The 19,406-nt window shown below is 47.4% G+C and carries 17 protein-coding genes; 7 read left to right on the top strand and 10 right to left on the bottom strand.

What is annotated here, in order from left to right; all coding sequences use genetic code 11:
* Positions 1-22: 22 nt before the first annotated feature.
* From E0698_RS16985 to E0698_RS16970, 4 genes are all read right to left on the bottom strand, one after another.
* Positions 23-1,282, bottom strand: coding sequence for an exosporium glycoprotein BclB-related protein (locus E0698_RS16985; protein ID WP_192512309.1), 1,260 nt, complete (start codon positions 1,280-1,282; stop codon positions 23-25).
* 155 nt (positions 1,283-1,437) lie between these two features.
* Entirely contained in the window at positions 1,438-1,587 is a 150-nt protein-coding gene (locus E0698_RS16980; RefSeq protein ID WP_192512308.1) for a hypothetical protein, read from the bottom strand.
* A gap of 131 nt (positions 1,588-1,718) precedes the next feature.
* A complete protein-coding gene (locus tag E0698_RS16975; RefSeq protein ID WP_192512307.1) occupies positions 1,719-5,618 on the bottom strand; it encodes an immunoglobulin-like domain-containing protein in 3,900 nt (1,299 codons plus the stop codon).
* Between the two features lie 47 nt (positions 5,619-5,665).
* On the bottom strand, positions 5,666-6,007 hold the full coding sequence (locus tag E0698_RS16970) for a phage tail protein (RefSeq protein ID WP_192512306.1): 342 nt from the start codon (positions 6,005-6,007) through the stop codon (positions 5,666-5,668).
* Between the two features lie 312 nt (positions 6,008-6,319).
* On the opposite strand from E0698_RS16970, the gene E0698_RS16965 reads away from it, so the two are divergent.
* The 3 genes from E0698_RS16965 to E0698_RS16955 are packed head-to-tail and all read left to right on the top strand — an operon-like array spanning position 6,320 to position 10,347.
* Positions 6,320-8,029 carry a spore germination protein gene (locus E0698_RS16965; RefSeq protein ID WP_192512305.1) on the top strand — a complete coding sequence of 570 codons (1,710 nt, stop codon included), beginning with the start codon at positions 6,320-6,322 and terminating at the stop codon, positions 8,027-8,029.
* A 30-nt stretch (positions 8,030-8,059) separates the two neighbouring features.
* Complete coding sequence (locus E0698_RS16960) at positions 8,060-9,145, top strand: GerAB/ArcD/ProY family transporter (RefSeq protein WP_192512304.1); 1,086 nt, start codon at positions 8,060-8,062, stop codon at positions 9,143-9,145.
* A gap of 2 nt (positions 9,146-9,147) precedes the next feature.
* Positions 9,148-10,347, top strand: coding sequence for a Ger(x)C family spore germination protein (locus E0698_RS16955; protein ID WP_192512331.1), 1,200 nt, complete (start codon positions 9,148-9,150; stop codon positions 10,345-10,347).
* Positions 10,348-10,445: 98 nt separating this feature from the next.
* Here the strand turns inward: E0698_RS16955 and E0698_RS16950 are convergent, their stop codons facing one another.
* Positions 10,446-10,994, bottom strand: coding sequence for a PadR family transcriptional regulator (locus tag E0698_RS16950; protein ID WP_192512303.1), 549 nt, complete (start codon positions 10,992-10,994; stop codon positions 10,446-10,448).
* A gap of 166 nt (positions 10,995-11,160) precedes the next feature.
* Here E0698_RS16950 and E0698_RS16945 point away from each other — a divergent pair, with 166 nt between their 5' ends.
* Positions 11,161-11,652, top strand: a complete 492-nt coding sequence (locus E0698_RS16945; protein WP_014279672.1) for a phenolic acid decarboxylase — start codon at positions 11,161-11,163, stop codon at positions 11,650-11,652.
* A gap of 103 nt (positions 11,653-11,755) precedes the next feature.
* Here E0698_RS16945 and E0698_RS16940 read toward each other — a convergent pair whose 3' ends face one another.
* The 3 genes from E0698_RS16940 to E0698_RS16930 all read right to left on the bottom strand — a co-directional run bounded on the left by E0698_RS16940 (position 11,756) and on the right by E0698_RS16930 (position 14,146).
* A complete protein-coding gene (locus E0698_RS16940) occupies positions 11,756-12,202 on the bottom strand; it encodes a hypothetical protein (RefSeq protein WP_149095671.1) in 447 nt (148 codons plus the stop codon).
* Between the two features lie 229 nt (positions 12,203-12,431).
* Positions 12,432-13,952 carry a DHA2 family efflux MFS transporter permease subunit gene (locus E0698_RS16935; RefSeq protein WP_192512302.1) on the bottom strand — a complete coding sequence of 507 codons (1,521 nt, stop codon included), beginning with the start codon at positions 13,950-13,952 and terminating at the stop codon, positions 12,432-12,434.
* Positions 13,949-14,146, bottom strand: a complete 198-nt coding sequence (locus tag E0698_RS16930) for a hypothetical protein (RefSeq protein ID WP_192512301.1) — start codon at positions 14,144-14,146, stop codon at positions 13,949-13,951. The genes E0698_RS16935 and E0698_RS16930 overlap by 4 nt, the downstream gene beginning before the upstream one ends.
* Before the next feature lie 169 nt (positions 14,147-14,315).
* Here E0698_RS16930 and E0698_RS16925 point away from each other — a divergent pair, with 169 nt between their 5' ends.
* Positions 14,316-14,783 carry an Lrp/AsnC family transcriptional regulator gene (locus E0698_RS16925; RefSeq protein WP_192512300.1) on the top strand — a complete coding sequence of 156 codons (468 nt, stop codon included), beginning with the start codon at positions 14,316-14,318 and terminating at the stop codon, positions 14,781-14,783.
* A 73-nt stretch (positions 14,784-14,856) separates the two neighbouring features.
* Here E0698_RS16925 and E0698_RS16920 read toward each other — a convergent pair whose 3' ends face one another.
* Both E0698_RS16920 and E0698_RS16915 read right to left on the bottom strand, forming a co-directional pair.
* Positions 14,857-15,246 (bottom strand): winged helix-turn-helix transcriptional regulator, encoded by a 390-nt coding sequence (locus E0698_RS16920; protein ID WP_023986908.1) that lies wholly within the window; start codon positions 15,244-15,246, stop codon positions 14,857-14,859.
* A gap of 155 nt (positions 15,247-15,401) precedes the next feature.
* A complete protein-coding gene (locus tag E0698_RS16915; RefSeq protein WP_192512299.1) occupies positions 15,402-16,745 on the bottom strand; it encodes a glycoside hydrolase family 30 protein in 1,344 nt (447 codons plus the stop codon).
* 195 nt (positions 16,746-16,940) lie between these two features.
* On the opposite strand from E0698_RS16915, the gene E0698_RS16910 reads away from it, so the two are divergent.
* Positions 16,941-17,621: a response regulator transcription factor gene (locus tag E0698_RS16910; protein WP_149095675.1), complete on the top strand. Its 681-nt coding sequence runs from the start codon at positions 16,941-16,943 to the stop codon at positions 17,619-17,621.
* Entirely contained in the window at positions 17,618-19,387 is a 1,770-nt protein-coding gene (locus tag E0698_RS16905; RefSeq protein ID WP_192512298.1) for a sensor histidine kinase, read from the top strand. The genes E0698_RS16910 and E0698_RS16905 overlap by 4 nt, the downstream gene beginning before the upstream one ends.
* Positions 19,388-19,406 lie beyond the last annotated feature (19 nt).

The following is a 19,406-nucleotide window of genomic DNA, read 5'->3' as shown; positions in this document are numbered from 1 at the left end:
GCTGAGCCTTTTTCGTCTTGGATCAGGTAATGGTAATGCCTGCGCTCGCATAACCCACAACGGTATTCACAAGAGAAACTCCCGTAGCAGTCGCGGAGAAGACCAGAAGCAGACGAGTTTGTGCAGTTACCGGTATTGCTAATCCTGTTGTGATACCACTGGAAATTGTGCCCAGGGCAACGATGCCTGTGAGTGGTGGTGCCAGAGTAACTGAGGCTCCAGGAACCGCTGTAAAGGTATTGTTAGGTGTAGGCGAACTGAACAACTGGGCAGTAATCGTTGAGGATGAAGCTACTAGAGCAAGCGCAGCCGTTGTACTAAAATATCCGGCAATCGATGTAATGACGCCATCCCGTGGAACGGAGAAAGCAAAGTTGATCAGTGGACCGACAAGCGTACCTGTCAGGTCTATGGTTCCACCCACAAGGCTAATGCCTGTTGCCGAGCTTCCGAAGCCGATTAAACTGGTAGTACCCACCAAGCCGCCAGCAATGGTTGTCAAAATTGCTGGTCCACCCGAAGCAAACGGAATGATCGCTCCCGAACCCGTGGCTCCAGTAACGCCTGTAGCTCCTGTAGCCCCAGCGACCCCCGCTGTGCCCGTAGCGCCTGTGGCTCCAGCAGCCCCGGCGGCTCCTACTGGTCCAGCGGCGCCGATAGGCCCGGCGGCTCCAACAGATCCGGCAGCCCCGACAGGCCCAGCAGGCCCAGCAGGCCCAGCAGGTCCAACTGGGCCTTGTGGTCCTGCCGCACCCACAGGTCCTGGTCCACCGACAGGACCTGGCACACCACCCGGCCCAACAGGTCCGGCAGGCCCTTGTAGCCCGGGTGTGCCGGACCTGCCTCCCAATGCAATACTGATAGCCGTCCCGGCACTTCTGATAGCACTGATCAAACTGTCTTTAAGGGCAGGGTCAATGGGTTCCTGCAAAATGATAGACAACAAGATATCCAGTAGTTGTTGCAATGTGGTTCCAACGCCGATCGGAGAGAAAGGGGTGGCTTCCGACGCTACGATAGCCAGTTCCAACGCCGCCAGTAAATCTGCTTTAACGGGGCCTTTAAGTTTTAAGGTATTCGCCAGAGCTAATAACCGGCGTAAAATCTGTTGCAATGAAGATACATTAGCTGCAGAGGGATTAGCGAAAACCAGCGGGATGATCGCGATTAATTCCTGAATCAGTTTGAGAAGTTCTTCCGTTTCTCTGCTAATTTTAGGTGGTTTGCAATCCTCTTCTTTTTTTGAAGCACCACTGAACCTGAACGGTTTTCTGTGTTTCATGTTCAAATATCTCCTCCTCACATTTCTCCCTACTGTAGAGGTGACAAGTGGATCATCGCCCCCGTTTCGCAGATATTAACAATATATTTACTGAAGCGAAAAGGGTGAATCACCACACAAGAATTATTATTGGAGGCTTGGCTTGTACATAAGCTTTAATATCGATTTTCTGTATTTCCAAACCGTGCTTCACCTATTGAAATAGCAAGTCCTTCTAATATAGCGCTCTGAATTGCACTATCCGAGTTCTTCTTGAACAAAATATTCACGTCACCAAACTGCTCGGTAAAGTCTCTGATAAACATATCGATATAGTCCTCCTTATATAAGTCCATATCAATCACAAACAAAGCGCGGTCTCCGAATAACTCGGAAACCGCGCTGTTTTGCTTATACTCCACTAATATATCTAAATCCATTGGGTACTTAATCAGTCTTATTTGAAAATACGTACCAGTAGTTCAGCCATCTCGCCTCTGCTAATGGCTGCCTTTGGTTTGAGCGTTCCATCAGGATATCCGCTGATCCAACCGGAGGAAACAGCCTTTTCGAAGGCTGAGGAAGCCCAGGAAGCGATCTGCTGCTCATCCTTATAGGATTGCAATGTGACCGTGCCTAAAGCCGATGCCTTATCCGCCATCGCATGTGACAATATCACCATCGCCTGTTCACGGGTAAGACGTTCATCGGGGCCGAATGTCTGAGCATTTAACCCTTCGATCCATCCCTGACGATGAGCGGCATCCACGGCTGATGCAGCCCAGTGCCCTTTCATATCTGTAAATGAGGTAGGCACACTCTCATCTCCAGCGGTTCCTAGCGCTCTGGTCAGTAGGGATACAAATTCTGCACGGCTTACCGCACGCTCCGGACGCATGTTGCCATCTTTGTAGCCTTGCATCCAGCCTTTATCTGCCAGCGATTGCAGGGACTTCGCCGCCCAATGGCCTTGGACATCCGGCCATACCGGAGCTGTGCCTTGCGAATCCGCTGAATTTGTTGTGCTGTCCTGCGCGTTAGTATTATCGGATGGAGACTTTGTATCAGTAGAGACAGCAATCGCAAAGGTACTAAACCGGGTCGTATCGAAACCCACAGCCGACAGATTTCCTTTGGAATCCCTCACTGCTGTACCTTTCAGAATCTCATGCTCTCCATTGTCATGAATAACGAGAATAGAAAACTGGGGTTCCTTGCCCTGCAATTCACGGATGGATTCGGCATCCAGTGGCAGAACGATATGCGATGTGCCTGTAACGTTAGCCTTGATTTCTACAGACGCACCGATCAGCTTCAGATTGGATTGTTGTCCGGCCCAATTGCGTATCTGCTGTGCATGTTGTGCATCTGCCTGCTGGAATGACAACGTAACGTCCTGCTGACCCGAGGCCATGTCGGTTAAGGTATGACTGGATAGCATTAGTGTTCCATATTGGGATATGACCGAGGCTCCGATGGTATCCCATTTATTCAGCGAAGAAAGGGGAAGAATAACCTGACTAATATTCTTTTCCTGCTCCAGATGAATATCCGCGTAAGCCTTGCCTTCCAAACGGGCCTGATTGATTTGTCCGTCCAGAAATGCAGTAGAAGGAATATGGATGATGACTGCTTTTCCTTGTTCAGAAAATCCAGGCTGCTTTTGTATAACAGCGTTGTTATGGTCCTCGTCTTTTTTATTAGAATTGCCTGTGTCCACAATGACCTTTGCGGGAACGGTTACTTCGATTGGTTGTGTCAAGGCATGAGAACCATCGCTTACCTTGGTGACCTCCAGTATCACAGTAACCGCCGTTTGGGTTGCTGCCGGGAAGATAGCTCCATCTGTGCGAATCATATCCGGCTGGCTAGTGCTGCTGATGGTCAGGCGGAAGCCCTCGGGCACAGCAGGTAGCTTGAGCAGGGTATCACTGGCGGCAGGTGCAGCCAGGCTTGTGATGGAATCGGCTACACGTTGGGCGGTTAATCCCTGTGCATACACTAATCTGGAGGGAGCACTTTCCATACCATTCACGATCTGTAGCACGTAGTAGCTGACTCCTTCAGGAACAGGTGTAAATACATATTTCCCTTCTCCAGAAGCGGTTCCTTGCGCAATCAGCTCCTGCTGGGCATTGTACAGCTCAAGCCGTGCGCCCGGCCAAGCGCCTGTAACGATCACCGAGGCGGTAGCGTCATTGCCTGCTGCGGCTTCAATAGCACGGGGCAGCACGTTTATGTGGCGTTCGGCTGGCTCAGCCGACCAACCTGAATGATCGCTATAAGCATAGTTTAATACGTATACACCAGGCGTATTCGTATCCACGTTGCCGATACCTGTTAGTTCAGGTACCAGAACATTACCGTACACGCTGTCCAGCACGCTGGCTCCCGGATCGGTGAAGTTGCTGCCAGCTTCCAGTATGATCGGGTTGTTGCCGTTCAAACGTACATAGGGCGTATTCGGTAACGCCTTCAATACCGTGATCATGAATGATCTTTGTACGGAGGCTGAACCTTTGGATATAGTGGCCTTTAATTGTACATTCACATCACCGTCTATAAACTTCGGCCGATTTACTTGACCCGTACTGCTGAGAACATCCGGTTGATCCGAAGACCAATCAATACGTGTGTCGAATGCTCCTGTATTGGGCAAAGTGATGGAATCCTTAATCCCCTGTGGGTAATCCAGTTTCAGGGTATTTGCTGCCAAATTCACTGCTTCATCAGCACTTACGGGCAGTGCGGGCACGAGCAGGCTGAATGTTTTTCGAAGTTCAACTCCGCCTCTTGTCAGAACAGCTTCCAGCGTAATGATTTGATCGCCCTGTACATAGCTCGGGAACGTGACATGACCGTTGTGATCCAGGAACTCGGGGTGATTCGAAGTCCACGATACCTCAACGCCGTTCAAGCCTTCTTTCGGCAAATATACGTCCCCGGTTACGGTGGTTACAGGTACATCAAGTGCCGCGTAAGCTGCGTTTACGGCTTCAATATCGTTCATCGGCAGACTGAGCACATGTGCAGTGAAATTCTTTGTTTTCGTTAAGCCTTCGAGATGCAGGACAGCCGTCAGGGTAACATCTGTATTTCCATCAATATAGGAGGGTCTGCTAAGTGTTCCATCTGGTGCGATAACAAGTGGATTGGCAGAGGACCATTCGATCTGGACACCACCATAGCCGGACAGAGGAAGAGACAAATTTTCTTTCACCGCAGACAAATCGCCCAGTGACAGGCTATCTGCTGCCTGATCCAGTGTATTTTGTGCAGCTACCTTCAATACGGTAACGTCAAAAGTTTGGGTATCCGAAGCGGTTCCCTTTGTAATCGTCGCGGTCAGCTTTACTTTCCGATCACCCGAATCGTAGCGCGGGCGTGTGACAGCCCCCTCATTGGTGATGACATCAGGGGTATCCGAACTCCAGCTTACCGTTGTATCGTTCAACCCGGTCAGCGGCAGTGTCAGCCCTTGTGATACCGTAGCAGCCGAATCTCCTGATGCGAAGCCAGGAGCCAGTGCAGCTTTAGCCTGTGCAACATAATCGGCATCGGTCAGAATATTCACCGTGACCTCTACGGGAGCACTTTCGCCCTTAACATTCACAGCCTGAAGGCTGTAAAGAGCTGCACCGGGAGGTAATGGCGAAGAATCTGTGAATTGGGTTAAGGGTCCTGTATACAAGGTGACACCATTTCGGATGACCTTGTATGAAGTCGCATAAGGAACAGCATCCCAGCTTAATTCCACCGTATTTCCTTTTTGGGTTCCTGTAAAATGACCTGGAGCCTGTGGAACGGGCAATCTTTCCCCATAAGCTTCAAATTCCATGACAGAAGCCCATTGGTTGTTTCTCGCATTTCCTTGATCAATATACAGACGCAAGTATCGTGCAGTCACCGGGGAAATGCTTCTGCTAAAATGAGCGTCAGCATTATTTTGAACAGTATCGGAAGTAGCCCAATTCGTTCCATCACTGCTCGTTTGCAATCGGAAACTGTAAGGATCGCGTTGATCCTGCCAGCCATTCATGATTCCCATGCCTGCTACACCATAGCGATTCACGATATACCAGTCTCCCAGATTCACCTGAAGCCATTTTTCACCGTTGCTGGCTTGATACCAGCGGCTTGTCGGCTCATAGGAGCCGTCCACTGCTCTGGCGGGTTCATAAGGCTGGCTGTAGCCGCTTGATGTTACGGGTTTGTTGAGTACTACATTTTCCGAGCCAGCAGCATGAGCTTCATTCGTCCCTATGAGTAGAACCGCACCGCCGATGATAGGCAGCAGTGGAATCAGCAAATGATAGGGTTTTATTTTGTTGCGTGTGAAGTTATTGCCTTCGAGCACGCGATCACCTCTTCTTTAGAAAAATAGCATAGCGCTTTGCACACTCATTAGTCACGAGGTGGGAATGTACCTTGAGTTGAAATGTAGTAGCTCACATTCGGCATCGGGGAGGCTCCGCGCAAATCTGGCAAAGCAAAGGTGGTACTTCCATCGCCACCGAAATTAGTTCCCAGCAGAGAGAATAATGCCGTATTCTGTGCAATGCTTAAGATCTGGCCCTCGCATTTTAACCATCCCATGGGAGCGAAAGTGTAAGGATACATCGTAATTTCTCCGAGGTAAGGCATATCTGCGGCTTGTGCCTGCTTGGGGCTTACCGCGGTCCCTCCAACCAAAATGACCGCTAACAAACTCAACACAGCGGCTTTCTTCCAAAAATGATTCTTCATACCTACAACTCCTTTTCAAATTCGAATAATAGACAACGAATTCAACAAATTCGTGACATTAGTCATGGAATGGAATGATACTACCATGAATTTGGGCTTTTTACATCGCTAGACACCTATCAAATACACCATTTTATTCCTTTTATTAGGCAAGAATTTTATTCCACCAAGTAAGTATTCCTTGAAGGGAATATCCCTTGTTATGTCTCGAATGTGCATCTGATGGTGAGGTGCGGATTAATGCTCATGCATTTTTTTTCTAATCCCGGTAAATATATATACAAATCGGATGTAGGCGAAGGGGGAAGGGACATGTGGCAGGCAATTGTAACTCATATGCCCAAATGGACAGTGTTAGTACAGGCTATCTTTTTGTCCATTGTACCTTTACTCATCTTGTTGGCGGTTCGACAAATTAAAACGGTCGACGGCAGAGAAAGCAGACGCAAGGAACGAATAGAGCTGCTTGAAGAACGCGACCTTGCAGAGCAAGATGCTCGCGATCCTTCTGAAAGCAAGGATCCGAATGTTAGTAAGAATGAGGACGAAAGCTATTCTGAGGATTATGAGGCGAATGTAACGAAGATGAGACAAGCCATAATGGATATGGCGGATGTTAATCAAAAGTCTATTTTTCTGGATCATTTACAGGTCAGGGTAAGTCTGTTTTGTGTAGATGGCTTAACGGACAAGACCAGCATGGACCAAAATATAATCAAGCCACTGCTGGATTGGGGAAGCTCAGACCAAGAGGAAGAAATACCGCAAGGCGATGCACTCCGGGATATGGTTATCCGTCAAGTTATGCTTGTAGTGGAGACAGAGCATACGCAGGATGTGAAATATTCTTTGCAGAAGGTTTTGTTCGGCTCTATCGTACTCTTGATCGAGGGTACTTCAGGTGTACTTATTCTGGGTTCATCCAAGGGTAAAACTCGCGGAGTGGAGGAACCATTATCAGAATCGGTATTGCGAGGTCCACGGATTGGCTTCACAGAGGTGCTCAGTGATAATACGGCGTTATTGCGCAGACACGGAGAAAGTACCGAACTGGCCATGCACTCCTTCAAGGTCGGTAAAAGGGTGCAAAAGCAACTGATGGTTGCCTATTTCAGGGACATTGCTAATTCTGAGCTGGTAGAGGAGGTTAAACGGCGGATCAAAACCATTGATGTAGATGAAGTCATGGAGTCAGGCTATGTGGAGCAGCTCATTGAGGACAATTTTCTTAGTCCTTTTATGCAAGTTCAAAATACGGAGAGACCTGACAGGGTGATGGCAGCTCTGTTGGAGGGACGTGTAGCTGTGATGTTGGATGGTACTCCGTTCGCCCTCCTTATGCCTGTAACCTACGATATGATGCTCCAGTCGCCTGAGGATTACTATGAGCGATGGCTATCGGGTTCCTTGATTCGGTTGCTGCGTTTTATGGCAACTGCTATCTCCCTGTTCGCGCCTGCTCTCTATATTTCCTTTATCTCGTTTCATCCCGGGCTTATTCCCACCATGCTGGTCATTTCTATCGTCAGCGCAAGACAAGGTGTACCCTTCTCTACATTGATCGAGGCGCTGATTATGGAAACCTCCATTGAAATTCTGCGTGAAGCAGGATTGCGTCTGCCCAAACCTATTGGGCCTGCTATGGGTATTGTCGGCGGTTTGATTATTGGACAGGCTGCGGTTAATGCCGGAATTGTAAGTCCCATTTTAGTCATTGTTGTGGCAGTTACGGCGATTTCTTCGTTTGCCACACCTGTGTACAGTTCCGGGATTTCGATGCGTATGCTTCGCTTTGCGGGGATGTTTGTTGCATCCATATTCGGTTTGTATGGTGTAATTCTGTTTTTCCTGCTGTTGGTTATCCATATGGCTAAGTTAAAAAGCTTTGGATTGTCTTATCTTAGTTTGACATCTCCGCGTTCGTTGAGGGACTGGAAGGATTACATGATTCGGGCGCCGTTACATTTTATGAAACGCAGGCCCCGTCTGCTAAATCCCAAACAACCCAAGCGGAAAGGCTAGTTATTTAGGAAAGGAGGGAGCCACAACGATATGAAAAAACTGGGGGAGGATAAACTTACAACGTTGCAGACGACAGGGATTCTTGTCGGCTTTACCATGGCAGCAGGTCTGCTTACGCTTCCTCGGGTGGCAGTTAAGGCTTCCAAGACTCCTGATGTATGGATCTCCGTGATCCTGGGAGGATGCGTAGCTTTTCTGGCTGGCTGGATTATCGTGAAATTGAGTCAGACCTTTCCCCAAAAAACCTTCTACCAGTATGTACAGCAGATTACGGGGAAAGCGATCGGCAAAATCATTGGTATGCTAGTCGTGATTTATTTTGTAGCTTTGTGTGCATTTGAAATTCGCTCCGTGGAAGAAGTAACATCGTTTTTTCTGCTTGAGGGAACGCCCGCATGGGCTATTTCAGCACCATTTATGTGGGTGTCGCTATATCTGTGCATGGGCCGCATAGGAGCGATAGGTAAGGTGTGCCAAATTATTTTACCCATTACAGCGTTTATCTTTTTGATCATCTGTCTGCTGAGCTTTAATATTTTTGAACTAAACAATTTGCGCCCTGTATTGTCGGAAGGGCTAAAACCAGTCATCAAAGCCATAAAGTCTACAAGTCTGACGTTTACAGGTAGTGAGTGCCTGCTCATCATTATTTGTTGTATGGAAAAGCCCGAGAAAGCAATGAGGGTGATTGGTTGGGGCTTCGGGATCACGGTGCTGTTTTATACGACTGCTGTGATCATGTGTATCGGTGCTTTTTCGGTGGAAGGTGTGGTGACTCGGACGTGGCCATTTCTGGACCTGGCCCGCAGCTTTGAAGTGGATTTTCTTGTATTTGAACGTTTCGAGTCCCTGTTACTGTCCATCTGGATCATGCAGATTTTTGCTACGTTCAGTATCGCCTTCTACTGTGGTACGCTTGGCCTCTCCCAAATTTTTAATACATCGTATACCCAAATGCTACTCATTGTTCTCGCAATTGTATACGTTCTGTCCCGAATTCCCAAAAATATTAATGAGTTGTTTTCGCTAGGCACGATGATCGGTGACGCGGCTATCCTTTTATACGGTTTGTTACCCTTGCTGCTACTGCTTATTTCACGCTGGAGGAGACTCTGATGATGAAGAATTTGCGCATCGTTTTTTTCGGAATAGCATTTCTTCTGATATGTTGTTTGCTAACTGGCTGTTGGAGCAGTAGACCGGTGGAGGATTTGAATCTGGAGACGGGCATCGCGCTGGATGTAGGACAAGTATCTCCGCAGGAAGCGTATATTGAACGGGAAGGAGGATACTATCCGAAGAAAATTCTAATTAAAGGAACTTTTCAATTTCTGCTCCCTGAAAGAGGTAAAGGCTCTGGAGGTGCCCCTGCACAAAATAAAACCTTTTACAACATGACTGAAACGGGGGATTCTCTTCTTGAAATGCTGCGTGAAGTTTCATTACGTTCCAATCGTCCTGCCATCGGGTTTCACTTGAAGACGATCATTATCAGTTCCAGTCTGCTACAAAAGCTTCCTATGTACGAGCTGCTGGACTTTTTTGCAGGGGATAATGATATCAGGCCGAGCGTTCAACTGCTGATCAGTACAGAGAAAGCGGGTGATGCGCTTGAGGAAAAAATCCCCGGAGAGACACCAGCCTTTATATTGAAGGATGTCTTTATCAACCGTAAACGGAATGCGCGAATGATCAAGCCCGTGTCTCTGGTTAAAGTCATTGGGCCGATGAAGTCCCACAGCAGCTTTTTATTACCCAATGTGATTACCACAGAGAAAGAAGTAAAGCTTGCGGGTGCGGGAGTCATTCAGGGAAAGACGCAAAAATACATCGGTCTTCTAAACGAGTCTGAGGTTGAAGGTCTGATGTGGATGAAAGGTGAAGTGGATGGAGGTACCCTGAAATACATAAACCCTAAAACAGGTAGAAGTATCGTGTATGAGATCAATTCTGTCAAAAGCCGGATCAAGGCTACCTTTCATGGCAACGACATCTCTTTTCATGTTCACATGACATCGACAGGGCGTATTTCGGAAAACCTCAATCCGGGTCAGGATTTTTCAAAAAACCGTCTATTTTCACGAGTAGAGAACATCTTGCAGGAAGAAGCCAATACCATAGCCGAAAAAACGTTGGCGAAAATGCATAGGCTACAGGCAGATGTCGGAGGTTTCGGAGAAGCACTGCGGATTCAGCATCCTCAGGTATGGCGTAAGGTCAAAGGAGATTGGGACAAGACCTTTAGTACCATTCCGGTAACCTTCAGCACGGATATTCAAATTGAGGATTATGGAGCTTCCAATACCACGGCAGACTAAAAATATCATTTTGATGTGTTACCAAAAAGCCTTTAACACCATCCATTTTCGTGGTGTTAAAGGCTTTTATATTTCATGTCACTTTTTCATATTGAAGCCTAATCAAACAACGGGAGCGTATCTTCCAGCCACGAAACATAGCTTTCTTCCCGATTAATGGCACGGCTCAGCACCAGATAATGTCCGAATTGTTCAGTGCCGGGAGATTGAAGGTTTTCGTCCAGCAGTCGGAGTGCGGTCTTACTTTCGTATAAATACTCCAGCTTCTCTTTACGTTTGGTAATCTGGTCCTCGAACAATCGTTTGTTTTCTTCCTTCGAGATCGCTGATGAAAAATACAGCATAAGCATGAATTCATCCTTTTCCGTTTCTGGTAAATCTTTGGGACTCAGCAGCCACTCGGTCAGCTCTTGGGTTCCCTTGGGTGTGATGCAGTACAGTTTCTTTTCCAGCTTGGCTCCTGTAATGGAGGTGCGATATTCAATTAACTCTTCTTCGGTTAGCCTTTTGAGCTCAGGATAAATCTGACTGTGCTTGGCACTCCAAAATTGTCCGATTTCCTTCTTGAATTGGCTTGTTATATCGTAGCCGCTCATTTCCTGTTTGTGGACCAGGCCTAAAATGGCATATTTTAATATACGTTTCAACGTAGCTCTCCTCGCAATGCGGTATTTGACATTAGTATACCACAGTGCTACAATTTATATGTAATAAAAAACATGTTTTAGTTTACATGTTTAAAATTCAATACTTATTATTTCAGCATGATGTTCAAATTCATGAAAACTCATAATACAGAAAGAAGGATGCAAGATGGACAAGTTTATCGGCAGTCACATGATCTACACCTACGAGAATGGTTGGGAATACGAAATATATATTAAAAATGAAGATACCATCGACTATCGCATTCATAGCGGCATGGTAGGCGGACGTTGGGTTCGTGACCAGAAGGTCAACCTGGTGAAGCTGGTGGAGAATGTGTACAAAGTATCTTGGACTGAACCGACAGGTACGGACGTTTCCCTGAACTTTATGCCAGAGGAAAAACGGATGCACGGCATTATTTTCTTCCCTAAATGGGTTCATGAGCATCCCGAAATCACTGTACGATATCAGAACGATTTTATTCCACTGATGGAAGAATCACGTGAAAAATACGAAACCTATCCTAAATATGTTGTCCCTGAATTTGCAGATATTACATTCATTGAAAATGCGGGTGTAAACAACGAAAAATTGATTTCTCAAGCGCCATACGCAGGTATGACAGACGATATTCGTGCAGGTAAGCTGCAAGCATAATCAAACATTTGCTGATGGGTGTAAAGCCTGGGTCTGTGATAAGCAGTCTCAGGCTTTTTTGTGCTGATTGGAGAGAGGGTAGGGATTAATCTGTGAGCGGGATTTAGAATGAATAGTAGACCAGACCATGCTCGATCAGATAAGAACGGCTAATCCGTGGTTTTACGATGGGCGTTGCAGGAGAGAGACTTTGCAGGTTCACGTGGGTGGTCAGGTCGGATAAGGCGGACAGAGCCAGCTCTGCTTTGACATGTCCCCAGTTGTCAGCGTGGTGCTGAATATATTGGTGAGCCTCGGTAAAGGATAGACCCTTGAGCAAGGTGAACACGGAAGCCCATCGGACGAGGTCGAAGCTTCCTTTGATTTCAGGCAGCTCATATTCTGCCCGGCCTTGAGCATCGTTACACGACATGGTGAGCAAGCCACAGCAGCGGTGTTGATCATGTTTAGAGTCTGGAAACTGCCGATAGTCGTACTGAATGATTGCCATGGAACCAATGCGTAATTGGGTTGCTGTGGACGTTTTGGGCTGGGCAAGCGTCATGCTCATGCTAGAATGGCCTCCTTCGATTCACCGTAAATAGGGATGGGAGAATCATACGTCACAGCGGATGTAATGTAAATCACAAACAAGGGCTTAAAATGAGGATGAGTAACGAAAACTGACTTTTAATACTCATGAAAGCGAATACTTGCATCCGTTTCTTTTATTATCTTGCCGATAGTCCTTTATATTGAAAAAAAGAGAACCCCGGATATCCTTATCCCGGGGATTGTCTTTATGCTCTCTTAGGTCCAAAAATCATAAAACTGATCGCGGCTAGAACCCAGACACCAATACCGCCGTAGAGCATTATCAAGCCAAAGCCATGCACAAGCGCTGCATGGACGACGGCTCCAGACGCATCCAGAGAGGAGAGTTCTGGCAAACTCTGCTTGAGAGATACAGTATTTCCGGCGGCTATTTTTTCGGCTACAGACCGCAATTGCACTGCATTGAGAGTCCCGGAAAGGGCACCCTTCAAATAATACAGAATACCTTCCTGCAAGATGAATCCCATCACAGCGATGTTGATGGCTAGACTGATCAATCTGGCACTCATATCTATACCGGAAGCCATGCCTGCACGGGCACTCGGAACAGAGCCAGTGGTCGTGTTGGTTACAGGCGTGTTGGTTAAGCCAAGCCCAATACCAGCCAACAAGGAGCCAGGGAGCATGGTCAACCAACTGGCGTGATCGCTGCCGCTGCCATATTTCATCAAAATGAAGCCCATACCGAGGATGAACAGACCTGATGGAATGACTATGCGCGGCTGATAGCGGAGCGAAAAACGCTCTGCCAGAGGCGGAATTACCAAGGTAGGCAGCGCATAAGCCAAGAGAGACAGCCCGGCGGCTACGATGCCGTAACCCAGGCCACTCTGGAAATAGATCGGTAGATAGATCATGAACGGCCAAAAACTGAAGTTCATGCCGATGGAGCCAAGGAGAGCGCCGGAGAAATTACGTATCTTGAATACGGAAAAGTCAAACATCGGATGGGCGCTGAGCTTTTCCGCAAATAGAAAAACAATGAGACTTACTGCTACTGCAACAAGGATGCTGATGGATGCTCTGCTGGTAAAGCCGAGTTCCGGCCCTTGCGTGATAAAGTATGCAAGGCCAAAAACTGTCAACGAAAGCGTGATAATGCCGATAATGTCCAGCTTTTTCACCTGCGGGTCTCTGGACTCCTCTATGCCACCGAAAACAAGAATCAAAGTGAGGATGGTCAACGGAACGTGGACCAGGAAAACCCAATGCCAGTTCAGCACGGCCACGATCATGCCGCCGATGATAGGTCCAAAACCGAGGCCGATACCGAACACGATTCCCCATATGCCAAAGGCTTTGCTGCGTTCTTGTCCTTCCTGAAACCGATGTGAAAGAATTGCTATCTGGCAAATCTGCATCGCACCAGCACCTACCCCTTGAAGAAACCGGCTGATGATCAGAACCGATGTGCTTTGCGCCAAGCCGCAAATCAAGGATGTAATACCGAACAAGACGAGGCTGATAATAAAAATACGCCTCCTTCCATACCGGTCAGCCAGCGTTCCAACAGCCATCAGAACTGTGGCACATGCAATGGTGTAAGCGTTCATAATCCATTGCATATCCTTAAGATCGCCATGCAATACTTTTTCCAGAGTTGGCAGTATCACTGGCACACTGGAAATTTCGAGGCCGAACATCAATGCGGACAAACATATAGCGGCCAGTGCAATTATATTTTTGCGGGAGAAGGGTAGGCTCACTGAGAGGTTCCCCCAGACTTTTGTTCACGGTCTGGACATCCGGCAGCACAACTATAATATTGCGCCTCATTAAGCGCAACTCGTACAACAACACCAACCAGTCTTTTTCCGTCAATTGTACGATCAATAGCCTCTTCAATATGTACTTCTAAATCTGCTACTGTTCCTACCTTATTTAAAATGTATTTGCTCAAGGGCAAGCCATCCTCTCTATCTTTTCATGTTTCGCCTTATCGATGTGAGTTTTATTATATAATCTAAATCATTCATTTTACATAAGGCAATCAATCCATTATGATGATTATACAAAGCAATTAAATGAATTTCTCATAAAAACGTTAAATTTAAAGGAGAACATTCAAATTGGATCATGTAGACAAACAAATCCTCTTTTATCTTCAAAGTCAGGCAAGAATTTCAATGACGGAGCTAGGGAAATGCGTGGGTTTGTCCCAACCTGCTGTAACAGAACGAGTTAAACGAATGGAAGAAAAGGGGGTTATCAAGGAGTATCGCACTATCATCTCTCCTGAAAAAATAGGAAAGGATACGGCAGCCTATATATTGTTTCGGACTAGAGATTGCCATGCATTTCTTGATTTTGTCCATACATCTCCACATGTTGCCGAGTGCCACCGTATAAGCGGAGATCACAGTTATTTATTAAAAGTAGTGACCAACTCGACGCGCACCCTAGAAGAGTTTAGTAACCAGTGCGATAAGTATGGAACCTACACGAGCCTGATTGTCATGTCGTCACCGATCGATCATAGACTTCTCATTCATTCTCTGGAAGAAGCAAGTGGAGCTGCTCATTCAGAAAAAGATTAAGAATGAAAAAAGACAACCCCGGATATCCCTATCCCAGGGTTGTCTTCATCACAAAAATGTATAGTTAAGCTGATTAAACGGGTGTTACATCCTGAATCGCTTCTTCTTCTTTCCAAATCACGTTCTCACGATAGTTTGATCCCCAATCGTACATCGCTCTCAGTACCGGAATCAGGCTTTCGCCATGCTCGGTCAGTGAGTATTCCACATGCGGAGGGACGACAGGATAGACCTTACGAAGAATGAGTTTATCCTCCTCCAGCTCGCGCAGCTGGTTGGTCAGCATTTTTTGCGTAATGTGGGGGATCAGCTTTTTCAGTTCACCGAACCGCTTGGTGCCTTCCATGCCGAGATGCCATAAAATAATCAGCTTCCATTTCCCGCCGATGACGGCGAGGGTCAATTCCTTATCACAATTAATCAGCTTCAAATCAATCCGGTCTTTTACAGTAGTGATGTTCATCGACCTCCTGTCCGTAGTTACTCCAAGTATACTATTTATGGCTACTATACGCAAAAGTGGATACATCCATTTTGGAAACTAACCATACTTTTGGATACGGATGGACCGGACAGTGACACGTGATGCTGCACGAACAGTTGAGAAGCCTGCGACGGTTAAAAAGGAATGACGATGGTGTTAAATGATTCCGGCTCCAACTCGAAATGATGCGTAGCCTCTCCAGCGGACAGATTCAGCACACGTGATTCGTGGAACGGATTGGCAATGACCACTATCGTTTGTCCGTCAGCATTGCGGAAAGCAACGGCATTTCCCGTCCATGATCCACGGAGTCCAATGCGTCTCGCACCCGGCAATACAAAATGAGAAAAGTGCTTCATCACGTAATATTCCGGGTTCAGGGTACGCTTACGATCTGCCGGGTCAACGGTGATCATCGAATTTTGCTCCCATCCCCATGTGCTCTTGCCTTTCGGCTCCAAAACCATGTTCCAGTAAATATAAGCATTCACGCCATTGGTGAAGTAGTGCTGGTACAGGTTATATACATATTTGGCGTAGTCCCACGAATTTTCTCCGTTCCCGCATTCATTTTCTGTCTGCATATAACGAAGCTCAGGGTAGCTGGCTACGGTGCGTTGGATAGCATTTTTGCCTGCCCACTGATAGCCCACGCCTTTAATATATTTGTAGGCCTCCGGGTCACTCAGCACGGTATGGGCATATTCATCGAATCCGGTCGAAGTCCTCTTCATTAATTCTTCCCACGGATCAGGGGCGTTAATGGTACCCAGCCAAATTTCCGTATCTAGTCCGTGTTCCTCGAAGGCAGGGCCTAAATAGTCGCGAATAAATTCTCGAAGCTGTTCACCAGTCCATACACAGGAAGGAAATTTTTGATCGGCAATGACTTCATTTTGAACATGGACCTGATGAATCGTAATGCCTGCCTCACGGTAAGCCTGCACAAATTTGACGAAGTATAATGCATACGCTTTCAAAATATCCTTTTCCCAGCGCAATGTGCCGTAATTGTAAGCCTTGGGCGATTTCATCCATGTCGGCGGGCTCCAGGGTGAAGCGAACAGCTTCAAGTCCGGGTTAAGTTGTAACGCTTCCCGAATGAAAGGAATGAGATACTGCTGATCACGCTCAATGGAAAAGTGCTTCATCTCCACGTCGCCATCCGTTTCATTATGACTGTACCATTCCAGCGCGTAGTCACTGGCTCCAATAGGGAGTCGGCAAATCGTGAATTTGTGTTCGCCCTCCGGGTGGAAGAGAGAATGAAGTACCTGCTCCCGTTCGTCCCTCTCCAAATGGTTCAAGGCTACATAGCCCAGTTCATTAAAACAGCCGCCAAAGCCTTCGACAAACTGATACGTTTCCCTCGTAATGGTCAGGTTGACAGGCTCTTGGGTTTCGCTAGGATGATGAGATCGGGATTGCCAAGCTTTAGCTTTGGAAGTGGAAAACCACTGAATGGTCTGATTGCTCATATATTACCCTCCTGTTAACGCTTTTTGTATCTCTTCTTATTATAGGGTAGGATCATAAGAGATGAGATGGTCTGAGCCAAGACAAATTTGCCCTAATCCAAGGTGGATTCTGCTGATAAGAGGTGCCAAGAACACATAAAGAACACATGTCTTTGGTATGCTGATGTCCTAGAATGACCGAAAGAGGGAAGTCGATTGAATAAAAGGGTTCTTCTCGTGGAGGATGAAATACGTATCCGTGAAGTCATTGCGGATTATTTTAAGCAGAATAATTGGGAAGTCTATGAAGCAGGCAATGGAAAAGATGCGCTAAGCTGGTTTGATTCGGTGCAGCCCGACCTGATCATACTCGATATTATGATGCCGGAGCTGGATGGTTGGGAGGTATGCCGTGAGGTTCGCAGCCGTTCCGGTGTACCGATCATTTTGCTGACCGCCAAATCTGGTGATGATGATAAAATATTGGGCTTTGAGCTGGGAGCAGATGACTACGTTACCAAGCCTTTTAGCCCCAAGGTGCTGATCGCCCGCGCGAACGCGCTGATGAAACGGGTGGAGGGCCATGTGCTGCCTGAGTCGCATGTCCTGCGGTTCGGCACGGCCATTCTCAATACGATGGCTCATCGGCTTGAGGTGGATCAGGCGGAAGTCGAGCTGACGCCCAAGGAGTATGAGCTGCTGCGGCTGCTTATACATAACAAAGGTATGGTCATTTCACGGGATGCGATACTTAGCCGGGTGTGGGGGATCGACTTTGAAGGAGACACGAGGGTCGTGGATACGCATATCAAAAAGCTGAGAAGCAAGCTGGGCCGTGAATCACGCCATATCCGAACTGTTTTTGGAACAGGCTACAGGTTTGAGGAGGAAGAATGAACAAACGGGGAGTTACCTTTAAGTTGTTCATTATGACCGTTGTATTTTTTCTTTGTTTTTACGGCATGGTGATTTTGTGCCAACTGCTGTTCTTTGAAAATTTTTATCAGCAACAGAAGATCGGGCGTGTGGAAAGCCGTTTGCAAAGCTTCGGTCAAAGCTATGTCAAGGAAGCCTGGGGCTCCGATAGGGTTTCACGAGAAGCAGCTCGCTTTATGCTTCAGAATAAGAACCAGTTGGCGATTGTCACGCTGGACGGCAAAGTAAAGCTGGATGACCCGTTCCATATCAATCTCCGAAAAGCAGACGGGCAGATCGCTAAAATATCGCTGTCTCTGTTTATGAGCCAATTTGGAGATGAACTGAGGGCAGCCCGGATTCAGTCGGGCGACTCATTAACCGTTGAAGGTGAAGTGTTGGAAACCGACGGCATCTCTTCTGCCAATTTCATTTATCCGACAGGCATTCAGAAGCCTGGCTCCAAACATATAGGAACGACCTCGGAAGAGTCGAGCACAGAGGGTAGTGTAAGGTTGTCCGGTACGGTGACAGAAATTGTGCTGCCGGATCTGAAAACCTGGAGCCAGCGGCAAGGATTGCTGTTTAGTGCTTTGGAGGAATGGTTTCCTTTGTCGCAGACCCATTTGGAGAAGCTCAAGAATTTTGAAGTGCTGGAGGAAGAGTGGAAGGAGCCTTGGACGGGTGTGCGTAATGCGGTCATTGTCCATCCTGTGCGACAAAGCACCGGAGAGATCGACCTGCTGTTCACAGTGACATCGTTGCAGGAAATCAGCGAGACGAATGAAGCTCTGCGCTGGTTCTATCTGTACCTGGGCATCGGGGGTTTTGCACTGATTCTTATTTTGTCCTTGTTCTATTCCCGAATGGTGACCCGTCCGCTCATTGCCTTGAACAAAACCGCCAAGCGGATGGCAAAGCTCGATTTTACAGCCCATACACCGATTCGGCAAAATGATGAGCTGGGCAGCCTGTCCTATAGCATGTATACCTTGTCCCAGAACCTGGACACCGCTTTGCGCGAGCTTCAGGAGGCTAACCAGCAACTGGTTGAGGATATGGAGCAGAAACAGAGGATGGAGGCTGTGCAGCAGGACTTTTTTGCCAACGCCTCTCATGAGCTGAAGACCCCGCTTAGTATTGTTAAAGGCTTCGCCGAAGGGCTACAGGATGGCGTTAGTGCCGGGAAGCAGGACCACTATATCAAGGTGATTGTGGAGGAAGCGGACAAAATGGAGCGGCTGGTCAAGGATATGCTGGATCTCGCCAAGTTGGAATCCGGCACCCTCAAGCTTCGCAAAACGACTTTTATACTGAGCGAGTTGGTGGAGGAAGTCGTTGACAAGCTGTTCCATCTGCTAAAGGAAAAGCATCTGGAAGCGGTCATTATCCCTGCTAATGAGCTGCCGATTCACGCCGATGCCGGATGGCTGGAGCAGGTGATTTTTAACTTCGTCATGAATGCCATAAGGCATGCTGAGGAAGGAAGCTCGATTACGATCCGTATCGAAGGCTCCGGGGAAATCAATACCTTTTCCATTCAAAATAAAGGAGAAACGATTCCCGACGATCAGCTGGAGCAAATTTGGGAACGGTTTTACCGGGCCGAGCTTTCACGCAGCCGTCAGACAGGGGGAACGGGACTGGGACTGTCGATCGTCAAACGGATTTTGGATTTGCACGATTTTCGCTATATGGCGGAGAATACCAGGGATGGCGTTCGTTTTGTCGTCATATTTGGAGGTTAAGCTATGGCAAAGGAGTCAA

This window comes from Paenibacillus sp. 23TSA30-6 (assembly GCF_014858585.1).
Lineage (GTDB): Bacteria > Bacillota > Bacilli > Paenibacillales > Paenibacillaceae > Paenibacillus.
The sequence above is the reverse complement of the archived record's forward strand: the minus strand, read 5'-3'. Positions and strand labels throughout refer to the sequence as shown.